The organism is Microcoleus sp. Pol1C5 (assembly GCF_036701115.1).
Lineage (GTDB): Bacteria > Cyanobacteriota > Cyanobacteriia > Cyanobacteriales > Microcoleaceae > Microcoleus.
On record NZ_JAUBQE010000050.1, the window covers coordinates 1 to 13081 of the forward strand.

Here is a 13081-nt window from a genome sequence, read left to right on the forward strand (position 1 = left end):
GCGACGGAACCTTCACGTCTGGGTCTGCTCAGATAGGTATTAATGTCACCAATCAGCCGCCGCAGGCAAATAGCGACCGTTACAACACTCCCCACGACAAGACACTCAATGTCGTATTCCCCGGAGTTCTGGCCAATGACATCGACCCCGACGGCGACCCCTTAAGTGCCACACTGCTATCAGTCCCCACTAACGGCAAGGTCAATTTCAACCCTAACGGTTCCTTTAGCTATACTCCCAATCCGGGTTTTGTCGGCTTGGAGGAATTCAGCTACAGCGTCAGCGACGGAACCTTCACGTCTGGGTCTGCTCAGATAGGTATTAATGTCACCAATCAGCCGCCGCAGGCAAATAGCGACAATTACAAAACCCTGCACGATCAAGCCATCAACGTGCCAGTTGCGACAGGAGTTTTAGCAAACGATAGCGACTTAGACGGTGATTTATTGACTGCAACTAAAGTCACAAATCCCAACAATGGTACTCTCGGATTGAATAATGATGGTTCGTTTATTTATACTCCGAATCCTGGATTTGTTGGACTCGATAGCTTCACTTATAGTGTCAGCGACGGGATTGCTACCCTACCACCAATTGTGGCAAATATCAATGTCACTAACAATCCGCCGATCGCACAACCCGATACCTATACCACCAGTGCCGGCAAAGCCCTCAGCGTAACAGTGCCGGGAGTTTTAGCCAACGACTCAGACGCGGACTTTGACACGCTGACTGCTGCGCTGGCCGCAAATCCGACGCAAGGGTCGATCGCCCTCAACAAAGACGGTTCTTTCACTTATACTCCTAACGCTGGCTTTTCTGGAACAGACACCTTTACCTACACAGTCAGCGACGGGATAGTTAACTCTGCATCGGCTACCGTAACTGTAAACGTCAACAATAACCCGCCTGTTGCGAATTCTGACACCTATACTACTCCTTTTAATACGGGTCTCAACGTGACGGGTTTGGGAGTCTTAATCAACGATACAGACCCGGAAAACGACCCGCTGACTGCGATTCTGGTGACAAATCCGGCTACAGGGTCGCTCGCCCTCAACCAAGACGGTTCCTTCAGTTACACTCCGAATGCTGGTTTTGCAGGGACAGACTCTTTTACCTACAAAGCTAATGACGGGAAAGCTGATTCTGCGATCGTCACGGCAAGCATTGTTGTCAATAACCCTCCGACTCCGACTCCAACTCCAACTCCCACGGAAACTCCAACTCCAACTCCCACGGAAACTCCGACGCCGACTCCCACGGAAACTCCGACTCCGACTCCCACGGAAACTCCGACGCCGACTCCCACCGAAACTCCGACGCCGACACCTACGGGAACTCCGACACCGACACCTACGGGAACTCCGACGCCGACACCTACGGGAACTCCGACACCGACACCTACGGGAACTCCGACACCGACACCTACGGGAACTCCGACACCGACACCGTCACCTACGGAAACTCCGACTCCGACACCTACGGGAACTCCGACGCCCACTCCCACGGAAACTCCAACGCCCACTCCCACGGAAACTCTAACGCCCACTCCCACGGAAACTCCAACGCCCACTCCCACGGAAACTCCGACGCCCACTCCCACGGGAACTCCAACGCCAACGGGAACTCCAACGCCAACGGGAACTCCAACGCCAACGGGAACTCCGACTCCAACGGGAACTCCGACTCCAACGGGAACTCCGACTCCGACGGGAACTCCGACTCCGACTCCGACGGGAACTCCGACTCCGACGGGAACTCCGACTCCGACTCCGACGGGAACTCCAGACGATCGCGATTGCATTTGCGAACAGATTACCCTACCCGCGATCGGTTCGATTCCGGGTCCTAATTCAGTCGATCGCACTTTCAACGGCACTGACGGCGACGACTTCCTCACTGCCAGCAATCTCAACGACGCTATCAACGGTTTCAACGGCAACGACATTCTGCTGGGCGAACAAGGCAACGACAATATTTACGGAGGACGGCCCAACAATATCCCCCTTGGCCCGAATGCAGACAGAGACTTGCTGTTTGGTGGCCGTGGCAATGATTACCTCAACGGCCACGCCGGCAACGATCTCATTTTTGCGGGTAAGGGCGATGATCTGGCGATCGGTGGCAAAGACGATGACTTGATTTGGGGTGACAAGGGCAATGACACTCTGGTTGGTGCTCAGGGTAACGACTGCTTGTTTGGAGGCAGTTTTTACCCGTCTAGCCCTGACTCGAATGGACGCGATTTGCTGTTTGGCGGTGCGGGTAACGACTTCTTGAACGGGGGAAATGCTGCGGATACTCTCAGCGGCGGCGAGGGCAATGATACTGTTTATGGCGGCAAGGGCAATGACGTTCTGATGGGGGGTACTGGCAACGATCTGTTGTTGGGCGATCGCGGCAGTGATAGCATTTGCGGCGACGACGGGGACGATACTATTTTAGGAGACAGTGCGATCGACTTTAACGGCGAGCCTGATTCCCTGTGCGGCGGTGCTGGCAACGATCTGATGTTTGGAAGCGGCGGTAGTGACAAGCTATGTGGCGAGGAGGGCAACGATACTCTCTATGGGGGTAAAGGCGACGATTGTCTGATAGGGGGTTTGGGCAACGATATTCTCAGCGGCGACATTGGGCGCGATCGCTTTGTTTTAACAGCAGGTGAAGGCAGCGATCAAATTACTGATTTCACAAAAGGTGAAGATTTGCTGGTGTTAGCGGGCGGTCTAACTTTTGCTCAACTTAGTATTACCCAAAACGCTACTGCAGCTTTCATCAGGATTGGTGAAAACGGTCAATTGTTGGCTGCTTTAAATGGAGTTCAAGCTAGTGCGATCGGTGTGAATGATTTTACTATCTTCGGGTAAGCACAAATTAATTAACTAAGGTGCGTACTCCGCACCTAATACCATTTTTTTAAAGATGTGATAGACTTGTGTTAAAAGTAAAGGAGAGAATTACAATGTCTGGTCCTCCTCATATAAAGATTACCGAATCTGTAGAAAATTTACGAGAAATCCTCAAACAGCTTGCAAAGAATCCTAGCTTATAACAAAGTTCAAATGCTTTATTTATTTTAGTCAAAGCAAGTAGAAACTGTGCGAGAAGTCTCGGCAGTTTTAGGTAAAAGTGAGGCAACAATTCATCGCGGGCTCTCTCAATATAAAAAGGGCGGTCTGGAAAATTTGTTAAAAAATCGGCAGGTTTTTGGCCAAAAAAGTTTTCAGTTGAAATAGCAGCTTCATTGCAACAAGAGTTGAGAGACCCTCCCAGATTTCGGAGTTACCAAGAAGTTCATCTCTGGCTCTGGTTGATTAAAGGAATAGCCAGTAGTTACCAGGCTGTGTATTCTTTAGTGAAAGGTGAATTAAAAAGTAAATTAAAAATTCCAAGACCTCGCAGTATTTCTCAGAAATCTACGGCAATTAATGAATTTAAAAATAACTTGCATCAACAGATAAAAGCTTTACTAGACAAAGCTTTACCTCAAGTAAACAAATATAAAAAAGTCAATTATTGGTGAGCGTGATGAAACTCGTCTAGGGCTGCATACAATTCGTCGGCGTAAGCTGACGCTTTCCGGCGTAAAGCCCCGAGGAAAGCATCAATGGAAGTTTGAGTGTTTTTGGCTGTATGGGGCAGTATCGAGCGCAAAAGAGAAAATTTTTTTTGGGAGTTTTCGCATTTAGACAAAGTTTGTTTTGAAGCATAGTTACAATTTTTGTCAATCCAATATCCTGCTGAATTACACATCATTCAAGTGGATAACGCACGACTCTCATAATTTAGGATCATCTGAATTACCAGACAATATTATTTTACTATTTCAGCCTCCGGCCTGTCCAGAAGTAAATCCCACAGAAAGAGTGTGGGAATATCTAAAAAATTCGGCGTTGCTGAATTACGGTATGATACGGGCAAAAATACGAGAGGGAACCCGAAAATGATTTTTGAGATTTTGATGGGGAATTGGAACATCTCCAAATTTTAGATAATGAATTAGTAATTTAATTGAATACCCTAGCATTTTTTCACATTTAGAATAACAAAGAGTTTTTCTTTTTAGGCGAGCCAAGTAATGTCTGAGTCTTGTATTTTCACCTTCAACTGCAAGTCATATAGGTTTTGCTAATAATCTGGTCTCCCTCCGGGATAAAATTTGGGTAAACTTTCCAGCCATCTGTCACATAAAAATAGCATTTCCATTTACTAACTGTCGCCCATAGTGGTTCAAAAGTTTGGGCGCTATGGGATCCTAAAACCCATCCTAAAATACCTTGTTTAAAATGGTCTACGGCTGTCCACAGCCAGATTTTGTTTTTTTTGAACCAACAAATGTTTGTAATTCATCTAATTCTCCCACTTCGGGATTTGTTTCTGGGTCGTAACAATCTGGTAAGAGTTTCCCGGCTTCTTTTACCCAATTAATGATTGTAGTATGATGCACATTTTTGACTCTTTCAATTGCTCGAAAACCCATCCCATTAACATACATCTTGAGACATTCACGTTTAACTTCTTCCGGATATCCTTTTTGAGCTTGATAATCATCTATAAATTGTCTTTTGCATTTGATGCAAATATAATTCTGTTTGCCTTTTTTGTGACCATTTTTACTGATATGAGTTGATTTACATTCAGGGCATTGCATAATATTGCTTTTAAATGTGTGTGATTTTTGACGCTCGGAGGACAACTTCATCATACCCTAGTTCAGCAACGCCAAAAATTCTTTAGCTTGGTCGGTGTTTTGTAATCTTGACGAACTCCGCACAAAAGTCCAGGAAATTTTGGCATCTTTCACAGCTCGCGTCATTGGTTTTATCACCGGATCGTCTTGGATTTTACATTCTTTATCTCTATCACATCTTTAAAAAAATGGTATTACTCAAAGGTATGAGTGAACGATTGTTGGGTCGTGGAAAGGTCAAAATGCAGGTAATTGGTACCTTGATGAGGAAACTGGTCCATTTGGCTCTTGCGATTTTAAAATCCCAAGAGCCTTTCGACCCCAATTATTTGAACGCTACCCCTTGACAGGTCAAGACAGTATCTACAACTTTTTGACAATGGTGCAATATGTTTGACGCTTTCTACAACTGTCCGAAACCTTTTTTAGGCTTATCTTTTTTCTTTTTCTTCTTCTGCTGCGCCCCAATATAGCCGCGGGAACCGGGCTGCATTCCGGGGCTGCCCATTCCCGGCATTCCGGGCATTCCCGGCAATCCTCCCATTCCTGTAAAGTTGCCTTGACTCATTTGCTGCATCATGGTACGCATTTTCTGGAAATCGCTTACCAGCTTAGTTACGTCGTTTTCAGCGTAGCCTGCGCCTTTGCCGATCCGGCGGCGGCGGGATGGAGAACTCGCTAAAAGTTCGGGGTTGCGGCGTTCTTCAACTGTCATCGAATTAATCATGGCTTCGGTGCGTTTTAGCTGCACTTCTCCCTGCCGCATTTGTTCGTCTGAGAGTTTGTTCATCCCCGGAATCATTTTCATGATGCCGCCGAGGGAACCCATATTTTTTAACAGTCTGGTTTGTTTGAGAAAGTCAGTAAAGTCAAACTTTGCCGTAAGCATTTTCTCTTGCATTTTCTCGGCATCGGCGATGTCGAATTCTTCTTGCGCTTTTTCTACTAGCGTCAAGACATCGCCCATTCCGAGTATTCTCGATGCCATGCGATCGGGATAAAATGGTTGCAAGGCTTCGACTTTTTCGCCGACGCCGACAAATTTAATCGGCGCGCCGGATATTTGCCGCACGGATAAGGCTGCACCGCCGCGGCTGTCGCCGTCTAATTTGGTTAAGATTGCGCCGGTAATGCCGATTTGTTCGTGAAAGGTGCGGGTTAAATTTGCTGCTTCTTGGCCGGTCATGGCATCAACAACTAACAGCGTTTCGTGGGGTTGTACTGTTTGTTTGATGCGGCCCAATTCTGCCATCATGTCTTGGTCTATTTGCAGGCGACCGGCTGTATCGACGATGATGGTATCAATGCCAATTTGTTTGCCGTGTTCGATGCCTTGGCGGGCAATTTCTACGGGGTCAATATCTTTGCCTAATTCAAATACGGGTACGTCGATTTGTTTGCCGAGAGTCAGCAATTGGTCGATCGCGGCGGGTCGATAAATGTCGGTTGCGACTAGCAGTGCGGTACGATTTTGTTTGCGGAGGTGCAGCGCTAGTTTGGCGGTAGCTGTGGTTTTCCCGGTTCCTTGCAAACCTGCCATCAGGATAACTGTGGGCCCGGAGTCGGCGGTGGCTAGGGGTACGTTGGTTTCCCCCATGACGCGCACGAGTTCGTCGTGGACGATTTTGATGAATTGTTGGTCGGGACGGACGCCTGAAACGACTTCTGCGCCTTGTGCTTTTGCCGCTACCTCTCCGATAAAGTTTTTGACGACTTGGAGGTTGACATCGGCTTCCAGGAGGGCGCGGCGGACTTCTTTGAGGGCGTCTTGAATGTTGGACTCGGAGATTTTATTCTGTCCGCGCAGTTTTTTCCAGGTGGATTCGAGTCGATCGGCGAGGGCTTCAAACATAGGGCATTGTTGGCTAGTCAGTATTTTTAATTTTAGGCTAAATGCGGACGTTTGGATTAATGTTTTGCTAATTTTTCAATAATCCTTTCAGGGCGGGCTAGAATCCCACCCCAAAAGCTAATTATTCATGTGTTGTGGAACAGGCATCTTGCCTGTTCTTAAAACTGCTATAAGATGTGAGTTTTTATGCGAATTGATGCTGAAATTACTTCTATTTTCTGTAGTATGGTACGTTTTGATAAACCCTACTTTCTGGAATACGATTAAATTATTTCCGTCACGTTGCCACAATTTTAATGTCTGCTTATACCCAAAAAGATTCGATAACTCAAAAGCTTGCTGCTAAAAGGTGGGTTTACTTATCGTTCGGCAAAAGGCAGGCATACAAGATGGGTTCATGCTTTACTACCTAATGAACCAATTACCCTTGCTGGAAATGATGGCGATGATGCGAAACTGTGTATAAATTAAAGATTATAAGTTGTTTTGGCGATCGAATGCTGACCCAGAAAGGTTGAAAATGCTGCAAACAAATGCGTCGGAACGTCAGGCGCGAAAAATAGAGGTTAATGCAGGAAAGAGTGAACGAACCGCAGAGGACACAGAGAGCACAGAGGATGGGAAAGAAGAGGGAGGGGAAGTTATGTCTTTAAGTGAGGAGGAATAGTCATCGATGTATGGGTTGATTCGTTCTTGATTCCAGAGAAGTTATTAGCGATCGCACGGGCATAAATAATTGTGAAGAGATCGGGCATAACAAATCATTGGAGGGGACAAAATTGTGATATTTTTACGTTTAGTTAGAGTGATCGTTATGGAAATCAGCAGCGAAGACCGAGACACCCTCGAATGCCTAGAGCAAGAGCTATGGCGCGAAGAGACTCGCGTTAACACGGAACGCATGAACGAACTGATCGCACAGGACTTTTTTGAATTTGGACGTTCTGGACGTGTGTGGCAAAGACAAGATACACTTGTGGCAGAGCCTTCATCAAGAGATGTCCTCCGTCCACTACCTGAATTTCACATTCGCCTGCTCGATGAGAACATTGCTCAGGTTACCTATGACAGTGCATTTATTTATGACGGCGTTGTTGAACATACACACAGAAGCTCTATTTGGTCGCGAACGGCAAGCGGTTGGGTAGTTCGCTTTCATCAGGGTACACCGTTTCAACCTTGACTACTTTCAGCACTCGCATCACAATGATGAATGCAATTACCTATAGACATCTAGAACCTGGGGATGAACACCAAATCAGTGCTTGTATGTGGGCTGCTGCGGATCTATGGGAACTCACAGATGGAACACCAGAAAGTGTTGCTGAATGGAAAAAAATTTCTGACATAGAAGAATTAAGAGCCAGAATTTTGAGTAGCGAGAAAACGCTAGTCGCTACGTGGAATGGGATGATTGTTGGTTTTATTGCATTTCGGAGAGGGAATCATCTGTCATTGTTGTTCGTCGGAAGAGAATTTGGTGAGCAAGGAATCGATAGAGAACTATTCACTCGATGCAGCAACGATATTGAGGAAATTACGGTTAACTCATCTGATGCGGCAGTAGGCTTTTACCAAAAAGTAGGGTTTGTCTAAAGTTGCGATCGCTTCTTCAAAAATGGAATAAGGGGAACACCAATGAAGTGGGTGAAATGAACTCGCTAAAACTGATTGGTTACTTGGCTGAGTGAAATCTAAAATAGCCTTTAGTTCAGGTGTTTGCCTTAGTTAAGTAGTCTCTAGAACGACTAAGCTAAAAATACAGGACTTAGACAGGCAAAATATTTATATTGTGCCTGCCTAAGTTGTGTTAAATTAAGCAAACTTAATCTTCAAATAATCGTCCTCCATCTTCGCCCCGGAAGGTTGCAGGGCGGCTAAAGCTTGCGGCAACACCAAATTACGGCGGTGATTGCCAATCCGAACATTCAACTCATCTCCTGTTTTGCTCAACTGGATCTGATCCTTAGCAATTCCCGGCAAATACAGTTCCAGACTATATTGATTGTTTTCCTGCACGATCTTAATCGTATTTTCTTTGTAATAAACTTGACTTGGGTCTTCGTCTTTGTAAAGCGTTTCTTTCAACCGTTCCAAAGCTGCCAAACCGCACATTTCTTCTGAATAAAGTGGCACCTCCTTAACAGGTAGTGGCATGAAATCTGAGTGAATTTCCTGACGGTACTGTTCCTGGCTTTCTTTCCACCGTTTGAAAAAGGGGTCAGTTACTTCTGCGGGAATAATCCGGTTAGCTACTACTAAATCTGTGGCTACATTGTACAAACTCAAATAGGCATGAGCCCGCAGAGACTCTTTAATTACCATTTTTTCTGGATTAGTAACTAACCTTACCGAAGTGACAGTATTGTCAGTTAAAACTTTTTCCAAAGCTTCGATTTGTTCGTAAAATTCGTAAGGTGCATCCATCACCTCTTTGTCTGGTAAAGAAAAACCCGCAATCGGTCTAAAAATAGGTTCAACTAAAGGCCGAAGGGCGGCTGATATGCCTTGCAGCGGCTTGTAAAATTTTCTCATGTACCAGCCGCCAACCTCCGGCAAACTTAGCAGTCTCAATGCAGTGCCAGTTGGGGCAGAATCGATAATTAAAACATCAAATTCACCTTCGTCATAATGCCGCTTCATCCGCACTAAACCGAAGATTTCATCCATTCCTGGCAAGATGGCTAATTCTTCAGCTTGCACGCCTTCGAGCCCCTGCGCTCGCAAGACTTGAGTAATGTATCGCTTAACTGCTCCCCAATTGCCTTCTAATTCCCTGAGAGCGTCTAATTCTGCTCCCCACAAATTCGGTTTCACCAGCCGCGAATCGTGTCCGAGTTCCATGTCGAAGCTGTCGGCTAAGGAGTGAGCGGGATCAGTGCTCAGCACTAGGGTTTTGTATCCCAATTCGGCACATCGCAGCCCAGTCGCAGCGGCTACGGAGGTTTTGCCGACGCCGCCTTTTCCAGTCATTAATATTAAGCGCATTTATTGTTTAGCTCGCCTGAAAGTAGTTTACTCTTATATTGTAACGTTATGTAACAAAAATTAATTTGCTGGGGTAATTAATTGGGGCGACAAGCAGCCACTGAACACAGCGCATTTCCTGTGACTCACGAAATTGCTGCAATGTCAAGATCGGTTAAAATTATTTATTTCAAATATCTATTGCGGCGCATAAAAATCCATCAGCGTTCATCTGTGTTTACATGCTAATATCTGCGGTTAAAAAAGGGAGTTCGCTCTTGAAACACTATTTTTTATTGCTAACAAACCTAAAAACAATTCTCAAACATTAGTTTTCCGAGGAAATACAAGCTGTTTGAGCACATCCAACCGCGAAGAGTCCCAGTAATCGATATGAGAAACAATTAAACCGTCGCTGTTGACTTTCAGTTCGCTCCTTCCGGCGATCGCCATTTTCGGTTTCCAAGGTAAGGGTGCGATCCAGCTCAGAGTCCAGCGAGTTTCTATATTATCTCCCGACTGCGAAATGCCGTGCAAATCGAGATTTACATCTTGAAAAAAAGTCCCCATAAACCCGATCATTTTGCGGTAGCGATCGACTCCTGTAAATCGATTCACCGGATCCTCAAAATAAACATCTTTTGCATAGATGCTGTAAGTCTGATTATCAGGAAATCTTTGATAATCGTCTTTGAGAATTTCAATAATGTCCATTTCGAGCGATCGTTATTCTTATATTATTAGAATACAATTTTAACACAAGAGAGCAAAAATCCGCAATTCTAGTCCAAATTGTGATAGTATATCGGGTTATTTCCTGCCTTGCCAACTTTCAACTTAACATCACAACTATGATTGACCTCTACACTTTTACCACACCGAACGGTCGCAAAGTCTCGATCATGCTCGAAGAAATAGGTTTACCCTACAACGTGCACGTCATCGACATCACAAAAAACGACCAATTTAGCCCAGAGTTCATCGCAATCAACCCCAACAGCAAAATTCCGGCGATAGTCGATCGAGATAACGGCATCACCGTCTTCGAGTCTGGCGCTATTCTGATCTATCTTGCCGAAAAAAGCGGCAAATTTCTGCCCGCAGACAAACAAAAATACTTTCAAGTTATAGAGTGGCTGATGTTTCAAATGGCCAGCGTCGGTCCGATGTTTGGTCAGCTTAACCATTTCAAACGCTTTGCACCCGAACAAATTCCCTATGCGATTGGGCGCTACGAAAAAGAAACCTTGCGGCTCTACGGAGTATTAGACACTCAACTAGCAAAATACGAATACATCTGCGGCGACTATTCTATAGCCGACATTGCTACCTATCCCTGGGTTGCTATTTACGAATTTCAAGGATTAACCCTCGACAACCACCCCCATCTCAAACGTTGGGTAGAAACCTTGCAGAAGCGTCCCGCCGTTGAGCGCGGAATGGCTGTTCCATCATTATAAACCCCGCATCTAAATTGTATTTTCGGGAGGGCTAGGAGCAACGGCCCACAAGCAAATTGACTTTTGTGGAACGGGCTTCTAGCCCGTTGTTAATAAACAGCGGGCGGGCTAGGAGCAACGGCCCACAAGCAAGTTGACTTTTGTGGAACAGGCTTCTAGCCAGTCCTGAATAAACAGCGGGCGGGCTAGGAGCAACGGCCCACAAAGCAAGTTTACTGGTTGTGGAACGGGCTTCTAGCCGATTCAAAAAAAGCCCTCAAACTCAATCCGCGAAATGCTTAATAATCGCCTCAGCAAACTCCGAACACTTCAACTCAGGCACTGGCGGTTCCATCAACCTCGCCAAATCGTAAGTAACTTCACCGTTAGAAATTGCCGCTGCCAAACCCTTCTTAATCAAGTCTGCAGCTTCCTGCCATCCCAGGTATTCTAACATCATCACCCCGGACAAAATCAGGGAACCGGGATTGACTTTATCCAAACCGGCGTGTTTCGGTGCAGTGCCGTGAGTTGCCTCAAAAACTGCACATTCATCACCAATATTCGCGCCGGGACCCATACCCAATCCACCGACAATGGCGGCGGCCGCATCGGATAAATAATCCCCGTTCAGATTCATTGTCGCTAAAATCGAATACTCGGCCGGCCTGGTTTGAATTTGTTGGAAAATACTGTCAGCAATTCGGTCGTTGACCATAATTTTCTCTTTCCACTGACCACTGCCGTGACTGTCCCAAATTGCAAACAGAACATCGGCGACTTCTTGACGAATTTTGGCTTGTTTTTCTGGCGTCAAAGCATCATATCCAGGGTCTATTTGGCGGGCATTATCTTCTAAGCTAATGTCGGGATTTTTTTCTTTGTTGCCCAGAATCCAAGACTCTCTTTCAGTCACGCACTGAGCGCGAAATTCGGTAGTTGCTAATTCATAACCCCAATCTCGGAAAGCTCCTTCGGTGTATTTCATGATGTTGCCTTTGTGCACCAAAGTTACTTGCTGCTTCTCTTTTGGCAACCGTAAAGCGTGGGTAATAGCGCGCCGTACTAAACGCTGAGAACCTGTTTTGCTAATGGGTTTAATTCCGATTCCCGAATCGAGGCGAATTTGTTTTTTGCCATGTTCTGGTGTTGCTGGAATTAACTCATTATTGAGGAATTCAATCAATTTTTTGCCGATTTCGCTGCCTTTTGCCCATTCAATTCCGAGGTAAATATCTTCTGTATTTTCCCGGTAAATAATTACATCTAGGAGTTCAGGAGTTTTGTGTAGCGAGGGTGTTCCAGCATAATATTTGCAGGGCCGCACGCAGGCGTAAAGGTCGAAGATTTGCCGCAAAGCTACGTTTAGCGATCGAATTCCGCCGCCTATGGGCGTTGTCAGCGGCCCTTTGATGGCGACTCCGTATTCTTTGATGGCGTCTAAGGAATCCTGGGGCAGATATTGGTAAGTACCGTAGACATCGCAGGCTTCGTCGCCTACATAGATTTTAAACCAGTTAATTTTTCGATCGCCACCGTAAGCCTGTTCTACCGCAGCATCCATGACTTTCTGGGATGCAGGCCACAAGTCAACGCCGGTACCGTCGCCGCGAATGAAGGGAATAATCGGGTCATTGGGGACGATCGGCGAACCGTCTTTGAAAGTAATTTTAGAACCTGTTGTTGGGGCTACAATCTTTTCGTACATATTTTAACAGCGCGGATAGCAATGTTCCCTATTTTGCCACGATTATCTGCCTAAACCTCAACCCATCCTAAATATTTGTATAAATTTAAGTTGAATTTTTGGGAGAGCGGCTGCCCGTCACTGTGACTTTTGGGCGATCGCCCATTTAAAAGTTAATTTAAAAAAGTAGCAAAGATAGCAGAAGTTTCTATCAAATCTCCCTCTGTATCTTTCAGCGCTACGGTTGAGAATATGCTGGAAACAAGTCAGTGGATTTTAGATTTTAGATTTACTCCACAGATGAATCTAGGGGGTTGAACCTTAGTCTAAAATGTTGGGCGCATCACGACTCCTGTTGGAAAGTTGTATGCGTTTTTGGGCGGGGCAAAAATGGTGATTGTAGCCGCCGATGAACGCAATAAAACGCAGATTTTTTTCACAAA

General features: G+C 45.7%; 9 protein-coding genes and 1 pseudogene. 5 read left to right on the forward strand and 5 right to left on the reverse strand.

Features of this window, described 5'->3' with window-relative positions; all coding sequences use genetic code 11:
• A partial coding sequence (locus QUA23_RS23920) for an Ig-like domain-containing protein (RefSeq protein ID WP_333077612.1) occupies positions 1–2870 on the forward strand: 2870 nt, incomplete at its 5' end.
• 1034 nt (positions 2871–3904) lie between these two features.
• On the opposite strand, the pseudogene QUA23_RS23925 reads toward QUA23_RS23920, so the two are convergent.
• Together QUA23_RS23925 and ffh are read right to left on the reverse strand one after the other, a co-directional pair.
• Positions 3905–4654 (reverse strand): annotated as a pseudogene (locus QUA23_RS23925) (IS1 family transposase).
• Between the two features lie 442 nt (positions 4655–5096).
• Complete coding sequence (gene ffh / locus QUA23_RS23930) at positions 5097–6545, reverse strand: signal recognition particle protein (RefSeq protein ID WP_333077613.1); 1449 nt, start codon at positions 6543–6545, stop codon at positions 5097–5099.
• A gap of 481 nt (positions 6546–7026) precedes the next feature.
• On the opposite strand from ffh, the gene QUA23_RS23935 reads away from it, so the two are divergent.
• The 3 genes from QUA23_RS23935 to QUA23_RS23945 all read left to right on the forward strand — a co-directional run bounded on the left by QUA23_RS23935 (position 7027) and on the right by QUA23_RS23945 (position 8141).
• On the forward strand, positions 7027–7212 hold the full coding sequence (locus QUA23_RS23935; protein ID WP_333077614.1) for a hypothetical protein: 186 nt from the start codon (positions 7027–7029) through the stop codon (positions 7210–7212).
• 147 nt (positions 7213–7359) lie between these two features.
• Entirely contained in the window at positions 7360–7728 is a 369-nt protein-coding gene (locus tag QUA23_RS23940; protein ID WP_333077615.1) for a DUF4440 domain-containing protein, read from the forward strand.
• 23 nt (positions 7729–7751) lie between these two features.
• A complete protein-coding gene (locus tag QUA23_RS23945; RefSeq protein ID WP_333077616.1) occupies positions 7752–8141 on the forward strand; it encodes a GNAT family N-acetyltransferase in 390 nt (129 codons plus the stop codon).
• A gap of 219 nt (positions 8142–8360) precedes the next feature.
• Here QUA23_RS23945 and QUA23_RS23950 read toward each other — a convergent pair whose 3' ends face one another.
• Both QUA23_RS23950 and QUA23_RS23955 read right to left on the reverse strand, forming a co-directional pair.
• Complete coding sequence (locus QUA23_RS23950; protein ID WP_172188640.1) at positions 8361–9533, reverse strand: TRC40/GET3/ArsA family transport-energizing ATPase; 1173 nt, start codon at positions 9531–9533, stop codon at positions 8361–8363.
• A 300-nt stretch (positions 9534–9833) separates the two neighbouring features.
• The gene (locus QUA23_RS23955) at positions 9834–10226 is read right to left on the reverse strand and encodes a DUF2358 domain-containing protein (protein ID WP_333077617.1); all 393 of its coding nucleotides are present in this window, start codon (positions 10224–10226) and stop codon (positions 9834–9836) included.
• A gap of 137 nt (positions 10227–10363) precedes the next feature.
• Between QUA23_RS23955 and QUA23_RS23960 the strand changes: the two genes are divergently transcribed.
• Positions 10364–10972: a glutathione S-transferase N-terminal domain-containing protein gene (locus tag QUA23_RS23960; RefSeq protein WP_333077618.1), complete on the forward strand. Its 609-nt coding sequence runs from the start codon at positions 10364–10366 to the stop codon at positions 10970–10972.
• Positions 10973–11234: 262 nt separating this feature from the next.
• Here QUA23_RS23960 and QUA23_RS23965 read toward each other — a convergent pair whose 3' ends face one another.
• Positions 11235–12659 carry an NADP-dependent isocitrate dehydrogenase gene (locus tag QUA23_RS23965; protein WP_333077619.1) on the reverse strand — a complete coding sequence of 475 codons (1425 nt, stop codon included), beginning with the start codon at positions 12657–12659 and terminating at the stop codon, positions 11235–11237.
• Positions 12660–13081: the final 422 nt, after the last annotated feature.